This window comes from Mesorhizobium sp. M0522, assembly GCF_040321085.1.
In the GTDB taxonomy this organism is placed as follows: domain Bacteria; phylum Pseudomonadota; class Alphaproteobacteria; order Rhizobiales; family Rhizobiaceae; genus Mesorhizobium.
The window spans coordinates 1-14,155 of sequence record NZ_JAMYQW010000020.1 but is presented as its reverse complement, the minus strand read 5'-3'; the positions used below and the strand labels follow the sequence as shown (position 1 = coordinate 14,155).

Here is a 14,155-nt window from a genome sequence, read left to right as displayed (position 1 = left end):
TCAGAACTCGATCGCTGCATAGAACATGGCGAAAAGCCCGTCGAGGATAATGACCACGAAGATCGACTTCACCACTGAGGCGGTCACATGCTGGCCAAGCGATTCGGCGCTGCCGCCAACCTTCATGCCCTCGACCGAGGCAATTATGCCGATGATCATGGCCATGAACGGCGCCTTGATCAGGCCGGCAAAGATGGTGCTGAGGTCGATTGCGACACGCAGCCGGTCGATGAACGCTGCCGGTGCAATATCGGAGTAGAGCCATGCAGCCAAAATGCCGCCGCCCAGCGCGGCAAAGTTGGCGATGATCGTCAGGCAAGGCAGCGCGACGACCAGCGCGACCAGCCGCGGAAACACCAGCACGCCGATTGGATTAAGACCGATCACCTTCAGCGCATCGACCTCTTCGCGCATCTTCATCGAGCCGATCTCGGCGGTGATCGCACTGCCGGAGCGGCCGGCGATCATGATCGCCGTCATCAGCACGCCGAGCTCGCGCAGGATCAGCACCCCGACCAGGTCGACGACGAAGATGTCGGCGCCGAAATAGCTGAGCTGATAAGCGCCTTGCTGGGCGACGATCGCACCGACGATGGCCGACATCAGCACGACTACCGGTATGGCGCCGACACCCATGCGATCGATCTGGTTGAAGATCGCCGCCATGTTGACGGCATGGCCACGGCCAAGCTTCATCTGCGAGCCGCGTATCGTGGCGCCGAGGATATTCATTGCGGCCAGGAAATCGTCGCGCATCTCATAAACGCGCCGGCCAACCGCCTCGAGCCCGCGAATGATGAAGTTGGGCGGCTTTGCCGGACCTGATTCGGGCTCGCGTCGGACCGCATCACCGACGGCGCCGAGCAGGATCGAGGCAATCTCGCTTTGCCCCTGCATCGTGATCTCGATGCCCTTCTTTTCGAAGCTGCTGACCAGGCGGTCGATCAGCCACGCCCCGGCAGTGTCCATCTTCTCGATTTGTGAAAGGTCGAGCGCCAGCGTCTTGAAGCCGCCGCGCTTCTCGATCTTACGCATCTCGGCATCGACCAGGGCAACGGTACGTGTCGTCCAGGTTCCCGAGAAAGCGCAGCCGAGAACGTCGCCCTCCTCGCCGATCGCGATGCGCGGCTGGTGGTCGGGCTCCTTGGCAGGGCCGCTTGCGTCGCGTTTGCGGATGGTCAACATGGCATCCTGTTTAGCCTGACGGGGCCGACCTGTCGATTTGCCGATATCCTCCTTGTCGCACAGCTGGAGCAGAAAAATATGGCGCGTGTCATTTCGGTCGAGGCCGAGCGCTTTCCGATAGCCGGGACCTTTACCATTTCGCGCGGCTCGAAGACCGAAGCGGAGGTGATTTCCTGCGCCATTGCCGAAAACGGCCGTACAGGCCGCGGCGAATGCGTTCCTTACAAGCGCTATGGCGAAACCATGGAGGGTGTGCGCGACGCGATCGAGGCGATGCGCAGCGAGATCGCGCGCGGCATCAGCCGCATCGCCCTGCTCGATGCCATGCCTGCCGGCGCGGCACGCAGTGCCATCGACTGCGCGCTCTGGGACCTGGAAGCGAAGATCAGCGGAACACCGGTGGCGCATACGATACGAACCGTTCCGTTACGACCGCTTGAGACGGCGTATACATTGTCGCTCGACGAGCCGGAGGCGATGGCGGCGCAGGCCCGCGCTAACGCCCAGCGCCCGCTACTCAAGGTCAAGATCGGCGGCGACAACGACATCGCGCGCATCCGTGCAGTGACGGCGGCAGCACCCGACAGCCGAATCATTCTCGACGCCAATGAGGGCTGGAATGACGACAATATCGTCGCAAACCTCGCCTTTGCCGCCGAGCACGGTATCGCCTTGATCGAACAGCCGCTGCCGGCGGGACATGACGGTATTCTTCGCCACATTGCGCATCCGGTACCGATCTGTGCCGACGAAAGCGTGCACGAGGCGAAGGACCTTGAAGCGCTTGTCGGCCTTTACGACGCCGTCAACATCAAGCTCGACAAATCGGGTGGCCTGACCGCTGCACTCGTGCTTCGCGACCGCGCCCGCGAACTGGGTCTTGGTGTCATGGTCGGCTGTATGGTCGGCACATCGCTTGCGATGGCGCCGGCCGTGCTGTTGGCGCAGGATGCCGATTTCGTCGATCTCGACGGTCCGCTGCTGCTGGCCCGCGACCGCGTTCCCGGTCTCGTCTACCAAGGTTCGCTGGTGTCACCGCCCGAGCGGGCGCTGTGGGGCTGAACGCGCGGCAAGTCCGATCAGAGCCAGGCCCGTCAGGGCGATCGGGATCATCGCAAAGAAGCCATTCGCGCCGAAGCGGTCGTAAAGAGGACCGGAAATCAGCGTCGCCGCCGCCATGAAGAAGCCATTGGAGAAGTAGGCGATGCCTTGCGCCGCCCCGGTGCGTTCTTCCGCGACCGTCTCACCGATCATCTTTTGCAGGCCGATCAGCACCAGCGCCACCGAAACCGCGTGCAGCGTCTGGATCGCGAAAAACCCGCCAACGCCAAGCCCAAGCGGCCAGATCAGCGGAAAGGCGAACCAGCGCACGATCGCGCCAATCCCGGCAATCAGCATGATCGAGACGACCGAGAAGGAGGCGAAAGCGCGGGTGAAAACGACGAACATGCATATCTCGGCGACGACGCCCCACCCCCACAGAAGCCCGACAACCGAATCGCTGATGCCGATCGACTTCCAGTAGATCGACACGAAACCGTAGAGAAATGCGTGGCTGGCGGTGATGACGCCGACGCCTGTCGAAAAATAGAGGAAGTACCGGTTGAGGAGTTTCGGTGCCGATTGCTGGATATCGGCGGCCGAAAGCGGCGAGGCGCGGCGTGGACGGCCGAGGCGCGGCGCAATCAGTCCGGCGGCTAGCGCGGCACACAGCGCCGCGAAGATGATCACCGGGACAGCCTGGGCACCGCTCGCCGACAGGATGAAACCGCCGGCGAGATTGGCGCAGAGATAGGAGATCGAGCCCCATTTGCGCATGCTTGCGTAATTCGAGCCGAAGCGGCGAACACCTGAAAGGGCGAGCGAATCGGCAATCGGCGAATGCGGCGTCCAGACGACCGTCAGGGCCAGCGACACGGCAAGTACCGTTGCGTAGGTCGGCGGCAGGAGGTAGCCGGCGGACAGGATCAGCGATGCGGCGACCAGCGCAACATAGACATTGGCGCGGTCGCTCGCTTTGTCTGCCAGCGCAGTAAGAAAAGGCGTCGTCGCCACGCGCAGGAACATCGGCGCGGCCAGGATCACGGCTATCTGTTCGGCATGGAACCCCTTCGCCTGCAGCCACAGCGGGAAATACGGCACATGCGTCCCGAGCGGAACGAAGAGCGTAAAGAAGATCAAGCTCATGCGCAGTTCGAAATGGCGTGGCTTGACGAGCTGTTCGGGCGAAAGCGGCGGCAGCGAGGACATTGACAGGCGATCCGTCGGCACGGCACTCAGCCGGGTCGGCCCGCCACACCTGCCGCTGCTTAACACGGCGAAAAAGTCGATGAAACCGCTGGACTAACCGATTGAAGCGAGATGCGGCCGGATTTGGTCAAGCCGCCTGGACTGCCCTGCCCTTGATGTCGATCGGCACGAGCACCTCGCTGCCGACCGGAGTCTCCGGCAGGACATGCGCCCAGTGCAGGATCTCCATCCGGCCGTCAAAATGCTCGACCACCGCCGTGCAGCTCTCCACCCAATCGCCGGTGTTGATGTATTGCACGTCCTCATAGCTTTCGATCGCGGCATGGTGGATGTGCCCGCAGATCACGCCGTCGACATGCGAGCGGCGCGCCTCCTCGGTCAGCACGGTCTGGAACGAGCCGATGAAATTCACCGCCTTCTTGACCTTGACCTTGGCCCAGGACGAGAACGACCAGTAAGGCAGGCCGAGCACCTGGCGCAGGCGCGTGATGACGCGGTTGACCAGCATCGCCGCGTCATAGGCGTAGTCGCCAAGATAGGCCAGCCAGCGCGCATTATGGACGACGGTGTCGAACTGGTCGCCATGGATGACAAGAAGGCGTTTGCCATCGGCGGTCTCATGGATGGCGCGGTCGGCGACGACAATGCCGCCGAAATGAACGCCCTGGAACTGGCGCGCGAACTCGTCATGGTTTCCGGCGATGTAGGTGATACTGGCGCCCTTGCGCGCCTTGCGCAGCAACTTCTGGACGACGTCATTGTGGCTCTGCGGCCAATGCCAGCTCCGTCTCAAGCGCCAGCCGTCGACGACGTCGCCGACGAGATAGATGATATCGGCATCGTGATGGCGCAGGAAATCGATCAGGAACTCGGCCTTCGCCGCCTTCGATCCGAGATGGACGTCGGAGATGAACATGCTGCGGAAAGTGCGGGGCTCTGCGCCGGACATCATTTGTCACCGTTGCTTTCGCCTGAGCCTATGCCCCGATTCATGCAACAACCGTATGACGGTTGCGATTGGTCCAGCCATCCGGATAGGTTGCCGCGGCAATCAGAGGAGAAAATCACCATGGATCTCGGCATTCGCAGCAAGAAGGCCATCGTCTGCGCTTCCAGCAAAGGCTTGGGACGCGGCTGCGCCATGGCACTGGCAGAGGCAGGTTGCGATCTGGTGGTCAATGGCCGCAACGCCGACGTGCTGGCCAAAACTGCCGCTGAACTGCGCGAGAAATTCGGCGTCAAGGTGACCGAAATCGTCGGCGACGTGTCCAAGCCCGATGTCCAGAAGGCGCTGCTTGCCGCCTGCCCCGATCCCGACATCCTCGTCAACAACAATGGCGGTCCGCCGTTTCGCGATTTCCGCGCGCTCGACCGCGAAAAGATCCTCGAGGGCGTCACCCAGAACATGGTGACCCCTGTCGAACTGGTTCAGGCCGTGATCGACGGCATGGCGGCGCGCGGCTTCGGCCGTATCGTCAACATCACCTCGCTGTCGGTCTATGTGCCTATCCCCGGCCTCGACCTGTCGTCTGGCGCCCGCGCCGGCCTCACTTCGTTCCTGGCCGGCGTCGCACGGACAGTGATCGACCGCAACGTGACTATCAATAACATGCTGCCGGGCAAACTCGACACCGATCGGCTACGCGGCCCGCACGAGGCCGGCACGCCCGAATATCCGGCCGCCGCCGCCGCGCGCAAAGCGCAAGCAGCAGCCAACGTTCCGGCCAAACGGCTCGGTACACCGGAGGAATTCGGCCAGATCTGCGCCTTTCTGTGCTCGGTCCATGCCGGCTACCTGACCGGACAGAACATACCGGTGGACGGCGGCCTCTATGTCAGCGCGTTTTAGTGGCAGAATCCAAGGCTTGATACCCGCTGGAAACGGCGGGCAACAGGCGCCCTCAGGCAAGCCGAAACAGGGCAACATTATGCTCAAAACGGCGCCCAGTTCACAAGGACTAGGGTTAGTCCGCATGTTATGTCCTGCCTCGCACATGAAAATGAGACCGGCGAATGGCGTCTATTTATCGCTTTGTTGCGCAAAAACTGCTGTCGCACGGGGTTCGAGACACGGCCGACGGCAACCTTGCAATTACCGACAGGAGATTGTTCCTTGACTTCGTTCGTCTAGAACGAGCGGTTAGGCTAGAGGATTTCGCTACAGTCCAGTCTGCGGTGGTGGCGATAGAAAATCGTTGCTTATCAATGGGTAAACGTCATATCGCGGTGTTTGCATACATGTATCTCAGGTTTTCGGATGCGACCCCAAAGTTTACTCACCTGGACATCGAGCTTGAGGAAGAAGGAGGTATCCGCCGAACAGTCGACTACCGGCGTAGGGTGTCGTCGACAGAGCGACTTGTCGGCGAGTGGGCTGCCGCTTGGTACGATCGCTATTCCAAGAGTTTCTTTCGTGCACTTTATAGGAGCAACAGCCCCACAGCGAACTAGCGAAAGAATACCTAATCGTCCGCAAACCACCTGAAGCAGACATTCGGCTCGCAGCTCGCTCCAGCAACGCGCCTATCGCCCCAACATTTCAATGGCAGACCGTACAGGCCGGCGGGCGATGCGAAGCCATAAGCTCGCGCTTGCGACATATCACCCCTCGAAAAGGCTCGGCTGCATGCTAAGAGACTCAAAACACCAAACGGACTGAACTGAGGAGGCGGCCGTCATGACAGGCGAAAGCAAGAAGGCGGCCCGATCCGACCTCGACGAAGCAGCGCTCTATTTCCATAAGCACCCCCGTCCCGGAAAGCTTGAAATCCAGGCGACGAAGCCGCTCGGCAACCAGCGCGACCTGGCGCTTGCCTATTCGCCGGGTGTCGCCGCCCCCTGCCTTGAAATCCGCGACGATCCGGCAACCGCTGCCGACTATACAGCCCGCGCCAATCTGGTCGGCGTTGTCACTAACGGTTCGGCGGTGCTCGGCCTCGGCAATATCGGTCCGCTCGCCTCCAAGCCGGTGATGGAGGGCAAAGCGGTGCTGTTCAAGAAGTTCGCCGGCATCGATGTCTTCGACATCGAGATCGACGCACCGGGCATCGAGCGCATGGTCGAGACGATCTCGGCGCTGGAACCAACCTTCGGCGGCATCAACCTGGAAGACATCAAGGCGCCCGAATGCTTCGAGGTCGAGGAGCAGTTGAAAGCGCGCATGGGCATACCGGTCTTCCATGACGACCAGCACGGCACCGCCATCATCGTCGCTGCCGCCGTGCTCAACGGGCTGGAATTCGCCGGCAAGTCCATCTCGGACATCAAGATAGTCACGTCAGGCGCCGGCGCTGCGGCGCTTGCGTGCCTCAACCTTCTGGTCTCGCTCGGCGCGCGGGTCGAAAACATCTGGGTCACCGACCGGTTCGGCGTCGCCCATAAAGGCCGTGTCGAGGAGATGGACCGCTGGAAAGACCCCTATGTGAAGGACACCGAGGCGCGCACGCTGGCCGACGTTCTGCCCGGCGCCGACGTGTTTCTCGGCCTGTCTGCCGCCGGCGTGCTGAAGCCGGAATTGCTGCACCATATGGCGCCCAAGCCGCTCATCCTGGCGCTGGCCAATCCCAATCCCGAGATCATGCCGGAAGCGGCGCAGGCAGCGCGGCCCGACGCGATGATCTGCACGGGCCGCTCCGATTTCCCCAACCAAGTCAACAACGTACTCTGTTTTCCTTATATCTTCCGTGGCGCGCTGGATTGCCGCGCAAGCGCCATCAACGAAGAGATGAAAATGGCTGCTGTGCGAGCGATTGCAGCGCTTGCCCGCGAAGAGCCGTCCGACGTTGCCGCGCGTGCCTATTCCGGCGAGACGCCGATCTTTGGTCCGGAGTTCCTGATCCCCTCGCCTTTCGATCCGCGGCTGATCCTGCGCATTGCCCCTGCCGTCGCTAAGGCAGCCTGCGAGACCGGCGTCGCGACCCGGCCGATCACCGATTTCGCCGCCTATATCGACAAGCTGAACCGCTTCGTCTTCCGCTCCGGCCTGGTCATGAAGCCGGTGTTCTCGATGGCCAAGATGTCGAGCGCCAAACGCGTCATTTATGCCGACGGCGAGGACGAGCGCGTGCTTCGCGCCGCCCAGGTCGTGCTCGAGGAAGGCATTGCCGAACCGATCCTGATCGGCCGCCCGCATGTCATCGAGGTGCGGCTGAAGCGCTACGGGCTGCGCATCAAGCCGGGCGTCGATTTCGGCTTGATCAACCCGGAAGACGATCCGCGTTACCGCCACTATGTCGACCTTTTGATCGAGCTTGCCGGCCGGCGTGGGGTGACTACGGAAGCGGCGCGCACCATGGTGCGCACCGACAATACGGTGATCGCCGCCCTTGCCCTGAAGCGCGGCGACGCCGACGCCATGGTCTGCGGCCTCGAAGGCCGTTTCGAGCGCCATTTGCGAAACGTCACGCTGATCATCGGGCCACGCGCCGGCATTAGGGATCGCGACCTGTCGACGCTTTCCATGCTGATCTCGCAGCGCGGCATCATCTTTCTCACCGATACCCATGTCTCGGTCGACCCGACCGCCGAGGAGATTGCGGAAATGACCGTTCTGGCGGCCGAGGAGATTCAGCGTTTCGGCATCGAGCCCAAGGCAGCGCTACTGTCGCATTCTGATTTCGGCTCCCGCGATTCGCCAAGCGCCATGAAGATGCGGCAGGCGGCGGCGATCCTGGCGCGCATCGCGCCAGACCTGCAATGCGACGGCGAGATGCATGCCGACTCGGCATTGTCGGAGCAGCTGCGCCAACGCGTCTATCCGCATTCGCGGCTGAAAGGCGAAGCCAATCTGCTGGTGTTCCCCAATCTCGATTCGGCGAACATCACACTGACGGCGCTGCGCACAATGATGGACGCGCTGCATGTCGGCCCGATCCTGCTCGGCACCGATAGCCCGGCGCACATATTGACTCCGTCGGTCACGTCGCGCGGCGTCGTCAACATGACGGCACTGGCCGTGGTGGAAGCCGCGCACAAGGCGCAAGCCATCGTCGATCTGGGGTAGCCGCGGGCTTTCTCAGATTGGCCTGAACCGGAAATGTCCTGTCTGCCTGAAGGCAAACAAAGTGTCCTCTTCTTTGGCGCCGCCGCCGATATTGTGAATAACCAGCCTTCTTGTCGGCACCACAGTGGAGCGATTGGACGACACGATGGCAATATGCGGCAGATTGCCCGGCAGCATCTGGGCGACAAGATCCCCAGGCCGATAGTCGGCGGGGTCTTGGCTGACGGGCAAGGCGGCACCGCGCCGCTCGAAATAGACCGCAAGATTGGGCACACGGCGGTGGTCGATGTTGCGGTCCGGCGCTTTCAGGCCCCAAGCCTTCGGATAGGCGGCAAAATTGGCCCGCATATCCTCATGCACCAATTCTTGCAGATCGAGATCGAAGGCGCGGCGATAGGCACGGATCACGACATCCGTGCACACACCCCGCTCGGGCCCAACGTCCCCGCCCGGATAGGCCAGGCGTGTATAGGTCGGATCGTAGAGCATGGTGACGCCGATCTGCTCACGGGCAGCTTCGACCAATTTGGTACCCCAATCCGGCGTGATGGGCTTTTCCTGCGCCATGGCAACCGGCATCGCCAGGCACAAAAGACCAAATTGCAGCGCGGCTCGACGGGTAATCGCGGTCATGCCAAGCCTCCGGGCATTGCTGGATGCAGGCATTCTTCTGGGCGAATACGCCTTTTTTCGTGCAACGCCAGGATGTCGCGGTTCTGGCTCTGTCCGAATATGTCGTGTGGCGTGGTCGACATGACAGCACCGGTCGTGATCGAAGCCGCGCACTGGCGCAAGCCATCGCCGATTTGGGCTGAAGCTGGAATCGGCGGTATGCTAAACAAACGGTTAACCGCAAGCGCGGTAGCTTTCTGAACGACAGGCAGGCGGAGTTTCGGAGGGATGACGGGCGCATGTTGGAAGCTGACGCGTGCCGCCGCGCTGCTCGGTGCCCTGCTACTGTGCGACATTGCCGTCACTCAGGCGCAGGCCGCTCCGCGCCTCTGCCGCCAGCTTGAAGCCGATCTTGCCGCCGCTTCTCGTGGTGGCGGCGGCAAACCGGCCTTGCTCAGGAAATATGACGACGCAATCGTCCGGCAGCGCCAGCAGATTTCAAAGGCCGTCAGCCAGGCCAGCAGCGCCGGCTGCGGCTTTTCGCTGTCTCGCCGCAACGCCAACGCATGCGCGGCACTCGACGCCACCATCGATCGCATGGCAGCCAATCTCGACGCCCTGCAGGCCAAGCGCGCCGACCTTGCCGACGGTGGTTCGCGACGCGATCGCGCGCGCATATTGACGTTGCTTGACGCCAATGGCTGCCGCGATGATGCGGCGGCGCGGACGCCCGCGCCGGTCCGCGAAGCCAGCCGTGAAAACGGCAACCGAAACCTGCTCGACCAGCTTTTGGGCAGTCGGCCCGAAGAGCCCGACCAGGCTGAAGAACTAAGTCAGCCGGGCAACATCCGCACCATGCTCAACAACGCCGACATGGGCCAGCCCAAAGGCGAATTCCGCACCATGTGCGTGCGGACCTGCGACGGTTATTTCTTTCCGATGTCGAATGCCGCCTCACTGGGCGATTTCGAGCGCGACCAGAAGAATTGCGAATCGAGCTGCCCCGGCACAGAAATGCAGGTTTTCTACACGCGCGGCATGAATGGCGATTCGGCGTCCATGACGTCTTCGGTGACCGGCAGGCCTTATATCGAACTGCCGACGGCCGACCTCTACAAGCAGTCCGACATGCCGCGGCCGCCGACCTGCGGCTGCAATGCCGCGCAGAATTTCGAGATCATCGCCGGCAACCCGCCAACCCGGGCACAATCTGAGGCGAATGTAGAGAGTACCCCGTTCATTCCGCTGCCGGTTGCTGGGCCTGATCCGGGCGCCGACCCGGAGTCCTTGGCCAATGCGCAAGACGGTCTCGACCGTGAGGCGATCAGACGCCTTGCCGTCAAGCCCGTGCCTTCGCCGACGTCCCTGCCCCCGCCAGAACAGCGCAAGGTCAGGGTCGTCGGGCCAACGTTCCTTCCCGACCCAGCAGCGGCAACAGATCTGCAAGCTCCGGACCCGAAGGCTGTCCCGTAAGCGCCAGCCTGAGCGGCATGAACAGCGCCTTGCCCTTACGGCCGCTCGCCTCTCGGATCTTGCCGGTCCAGTCTTTCCAGACGGTGCCGTTCCAAGGCTCCTCCGGCAGCAGTTCGAACGCCTGGCGAAGAAAGTCGCGGTCATCGTCGGAAAACTCCGCCGGCTCCTCTGGACCGTCTCGAAGCGTACGCCACCAGATCGCCGCATCGGCCAGCCTGTCGAGATTGCCGCGCACGGCCAGCCAGAAAGGCTCGGCCTGTTCGCCGGAGATGCCGAGCACGATCAGCCGGTCGCGCGCCTCGGAAAACGGCATGTGATGCAGCAGCGTGCGGTTGAGCACGAAGAGCTCGTCCGGGTCGAATTTGGCGGCGGATTTCGATGTTGCAGCCGGATCGAAGCGCTCGGCTAGCTCGGCCATCGTTGGCACCGCCACGACGTTTTCCGAGGTGCCGACGAGCACCGCCAGCGAAGCGATCGCCATCGGCTCGATGCCGCTCTCACGCAGGCTCTGGATGGACAGCGCGCCGGTGCGCTTCGAAAGTCCCTCGCCTGATGCCGTTGTCAGGAGATTGTGGTGGCCGAACACCGGCGGCTCCGCGCCAAGTGCTCGGAACAGGGCTATCTGGACGCCGGTATTGGTGACGTGGTCGTCGCCGCGAATGACATGGCTGACGCCCATGTCGATGTCGTCGACAACCGAAGGCAATGTATAGAGGTAGGTGCCGTCCTCACGCCGCAGAACCGGGTCTGAAAGCGAGGCGAGGTCGACGGTCTCTTCGCCGCGCACCAGGTCGTTCCAGTGGATTTCGGTGCGCTCCGGCTGCAGCGGATCGCTGCTGAAGTTGGGCAGCAGAAAGCGCCAGTGCGGCCGCCGGCCGTCGGCCTCATATTCCGCCACCTGCTCGGGTGCCAGCGTCAGCGCCTCGCGGCCATAGACTGGCGGCAGGCCACGCGTGCGGCGCACCTTGCGCCTCAGGTCGAGCTCTTCAGGCGTCTCATAGCACGCATAGACGAGGCGGGCCTCCTTCAGCCTCTCCAGTGCGGCATCGTAGATTTCGACCCGCCGCGACTGATACTCCGTGGCATCGGGGAAGATGCCCAGCCAATGCAGGTCATATAGGATAGCGTCGGAAAATTCCTGCGTCGAACGGGCAACGTCGGTATCGTCGAAGCGCTGGATGAAGCGCCCCTTGTTCTTGATGGCAAACAGCCAATTGGACAAAGCGGTGCGCGCATTACCGATATGGATGCGGCCGGTCGGTGACGGGGCGAAACGGACGGTAACTGTCATGAGCGGGGCGTACCGGATGGTTTTGCTGTTGACAAGACGCGCCCCCACGCTCGGCGGCAGACATAGAACATGACGAAGGCGAAGAAAAGACTGCAGCGACACGCGTCCATCAGGACACGCGGCGCCGCAACCCGTCAGATCACCAAGCCTTTGGTCAGCTCAAGCGCCTGGCGTTCGAACAGCCGACGGTAGATGCCGCCTTGCAGCCGGATCAGCTGGTCATGCGAACCCTCCTCGACGATGCGGCCGCGATCGAACACCAGAAGCCTGTCCAGCGCGCGCACCGTCGACAGCCGGTGGGCGATGACCAGCGTCGTGCGGCCGACCATCAAGCGCTCCATCGCCTGCTGGATCAGCACCTCCGATTCCGAATCGAGGCTCGACGTTGCCTCGTCCAGGATGAGGATGCGCGCATCGGCGAGGAAGGCGCGTGCGATTGCAACACGCTGACGCTCACCACCCGATAGCTTTACGCCACGCTCGCCGACCAGCGTGCCATAGCCTTTCGGCAAATTGGCGATGAAGTCATGCGCGCTGGCCAATCGCGCCGCGTGCTCGATCTCGGCCTGCGTGGCGGCCGGCCGGGCATAGGCGATGTTTTCGGCCAGCGACCGGTGAAACAGGATCGGCTCCTGCTGGACAATCGCGATCTGTGCGCGCAGCGACGCCTGCGCGACACCGGCAATGTCCTGGCCGTCGATCAGGATATTTCCCGCGGTCACGTCATAGAGGCGCTGGATCAGCTTGACGAATGTCGTTTTGCCGGAGCCCGAATGGCCAACCAGCCCAACCCGTTCGCCCGGCGCCATGTCCACCGAAAAGTCGCGATAGAGCGGCAGGCGGTGGCTGCCATAATGGAACGTGACATTGTCGAAGGTGATACGGCCATCGGTGATCCGGATCGGTTTGGCGCCGGGCCGATCCTCAATGCCGAGTGGTTCGGACTGGAAGTCGACCAGTTCCTCCATGTCGTTGATCGAGCGCTGCAGATTGCGGATATGCGTGCCGATGTCGCGCAAATAGCCTTGCAGCACGAAGAATGAGGTCAGCACGAAGGCGACGTCGCCGGCGCTCGCCTGCCCCCACGACCACAACAGCAGGGAGAACCCGATGACCGCTGCCCTCAAAAGCAGCAGCATCGTCCCTTGCGTGGTGCCGTTGACAGTGCCGCGCATCCAGGTGCGGCGCGTGCGGCCGCGCCATTTGGCGACGACCTCGGCAAGCCGCGTCTCCTCGCGTTCCTCGGCGCCAAAACCCTTGACCACGGCGTTGCAGCTCACCGCGTCGGCCAGCGAGCCGCCGAGCCGTGTATCCCACGCATTGGCAAGCCTTGCCGCGGGCGCGACATAGCCAAGCGACAGCATCGTCGTCACCGCGATGAACAGAACCGAACCGGTGGCGACGACAGCACCCATCAGCGGCCAGAACCAGCCAAGCAGCAGCGTCGAGCCGACGAGCATGACGACCGATGGCAGCAGCGCGATCAGGATCGTGTCGTTGAGCAGGTCGAGCGCCCACATGCCGCGCGTTATCTTGCGCACCGTCGATCCGGCGAAGCTGTTGGCGTGCCAGTCGGTGGAGAAGCGCTGGACGCGGTGGAAGGCGTCGGCGGCGATATCCGCCATCATCTTCAACGTCAGCTCGACAATGGCCATGAAGGCGAGATTGCGCAGCACGACACCGGTGAGCGCCAGGGCCACCAGCATCGAAAAGGCCGCTGTCGCCGCGTTCCACGCAACATCGTCGGCCGCAGCACTGCTGGCGACGGCATCCACCAGCCGGCCGGAATAGAGCGGCGTCAGCACGTCGGCCAAGGTCGACAGCAGGAACGTGCCCATAATGCCGGCAAGCCGCCACGGCTGACGCCGCCAATGGCTGAGCGTGAAGCCAAGAACGCTGCGAAAGGCGCCCGCGCGCAAATCTATTCGAAAACGAGTCATGATGTCATTCGGGCGCAAACGAGCCCGATCCCACGAAAGTAGAAATTGAAAAACCGCGTCGGCGCCGTTTGGCGCCCGGAGATGCGGAGGTTTGGCGTATTTGGCGGCCCTGTAGAGGGGCGGCGACCGGCAGCGGCGAAATACCTGCCTCGGTTCAGCCTTGCCGCGAGGCTATCTCGCGGCGCACTGACCAAGACCTAGGCTTCGCGGCCTCGCATAACGATGTCAAATCCTAGCATTCGGTTCCTCCTGAAGGGGAATCGCGGAGAGGTGTTTATAGAGACGCCTCAACGCCGCGCCAAGTCAGTAGATAGCCAATGTCGTAAGCAGATGAGTTGTCCGGGTTAGGTAGCAGACGAGTTGTCCGGTTTGATCTTCAGCGAACGGAGGCTGGGGATGAGA

At 62.6% G+C, this 14,155-nt stretch carries 12 protein-coding genes; 6 read left to right on the top strand and 6 right to left on the bottom strand.

Features of this window, described 5'->3' with window-relative positions:
- Complete coding sequence (locus NKI58_RS20620; RefSeq protein ID WP_352785321.1) at positions 1-1,185, bottom strand: ABC transporter permease; 1,185 nt, start codon at positions 1,183-1,185, stop codon at positions 1-3.
- A 78-nt stretch (positions 1,186-1,263) separates the two neighbouring features.
- On the opposite strand from NKI58_RS20620, the gene dgcA reads away from it, so the two are divergent.
- Positions 1,264-2,247, top strand: coding sequence for an N-acetyl-D-Glu racemase DgcA (dgcA, locus tag NKI58_RS20615; RefSeq protein WP_352785324.1), 984 nt, complete (start codon positions 1,264-1,266; stop codon positions 2,245-2,247).
- Here the strand turns inward: dgcA and NKI58_RS20610 are convergent.
- Entirely contained in the window at positions 2,218-3,435 is a 1,218-nt protein-coding gene (locus NKI58_RS20610) for an MFS transporter (RefSeq protein WP_352540619.1), read from the bottom strand. The two genes, dgcA and NKI58_RS20610, sit on opposite strands and share 30 nt — an antisense overlap.
- Positions 3,436-3,562: 127 nt before the next feature.
- Positions 3,563-4,384, bottom strand: a complete 822-nt coding sequence (locus NKI58_RS20605) for a UDP-2,3-diacylglucosamine diphosphatase (RefSeq protein ID WP_352785327.1) — start codon at positions 4,382-4,384, stop codon at positions 3,563-3,565.
- Between the two features lie 120 nt (positions 4,385-4,504).
- On the opposite strand from NKI58_RS20605, the gene NKI58_RS20600 reads away from it, so the two are divergent.
- The 3 genes from NKI58_RS20600 (at position 4,505) to NKI58_RS20590 (ending at position 8,437) form a co-directional block, all read left to right on the top strand.
- Positions 4,505-5,284 carry an SDR family oxidoreductase gene (locus tag NKI58_RS20600; protein ID WP_352785330.1) on the top strand — a complete coding sequence of 260 codons (780 nt, stop codon included), beginning with the start codon at positions 4,505-4,507 and terminating at the stop codon, positions 5,282-5,284.
- Positions 5,285-5,448: 164 nt separating this feature from the next.
- Positions 5,449-5,886 carry a hypothetical protein gene (locus NKI58_RS20595; protein WP_023680006.1) on the top strand — a complete coding sequence of 146 codons (438 nt, stop codon included), beginning with the start codon at positions 5,449-5,451 and terminating at the stop codon, positions 5,884-5,886.
- A gap of 226 nt (positions 5,887-6,112) precedes the next feature.
- A complete protein-coding gene (locus NKI58_RS20590; RefSeq protein ID WP_352785333.1) occupies positions 6,113-8,437 on the top strand; it encodes an NADP-dependent malic enzyme in 2,325 nt (774 codons plus the stop codon).
- 12 nt (positions 8,438-8,449) lie between these two features.
- Here the strand turns inward: NKI58_RS20590 and NKI58_RS20585 are convergent, their stop codons facing one another.
- Positions 8,450-9,070 (bottom strand): DUF1287 domain-containing protein, encoded by a 621-nt coding sequence (locus NKI58_RS20585; RefSeq protein ID WP_352785336.1) that lies wholly within the window; start codon positions 9,068-9,070, stop codon positions 8,450-8,452.
- 23 nt (positions 9,071-9,093) lie between these two features.
- On the opposite strand from NKI58_RS20585, the gene NKI58_RS20580 reads away from it, so the two are divergent.
- Together NKI58_RS20580 and NKI58_RS20575 are read left to right on the top strand one after the other, a co-directional pair.
- The gene (locus NKI58_RS20580) at positions 9,094-9,252 is read left to right on the top strand and encodes a hypothetical protein (RefSeq protein ID WP_352785339.1); all 159 of its coding nucleotides are present in this window, start codon (positions 9,094-9,096) and stop codon (positions 9,250-9,252) included.
- An 85-nt stretch (positions 9,253-9,337) separates the two neighbouring features.
- Positions 9,338-10,522, top strand: coding sequence for a DUF2865 domain-containing protein (locus tag NKI58_RS20575; RefSeq protein ID WP_352785342.1), 1,185 nt, complete (start codon positions 9,338-9,340; stop codon positions 10,520-10,522).
- On the opposite strand, the gene NKI58_RS20570 is transcribed toward NKI58_RS20575, so the two are convergent.
- Both NKI58_RS20570 and NKI58_RS20565 read right to left on the bottom strand, forming a co-directional pair.
- Positions 10,440-11,813, bottom strand: a complete 1,374-nt coding sequence (locus NKI58_RS20570) for a glutamate--tRNA ligase (protein WP_352785345.1) — start codon at positions 11,811-11,813, stop codon at positions 10,440-10,442. The genes NKI58_RS20575 and NKI58_RS20570 overlap by 83 nt on opposite strands.
- A 134-nt stretch (positions 11,814-11,947) precedes the next feature.
- Positions 11,948-13,753 carry an ABC transporter ATP-binding protein gene (locus NKI58_RS20565; RefSeq protein ID WP_352785349.1) on the bottom strand — a complete coding sequence of 602 codons (1,806 nt, stop codon included), beginning with the start codon at positions 13,751-13,753 and terminating at the stop codon, positions 11,948-11,950.
- Positions 13,754-14,155 lie beyond the last annotated feature (402 nt).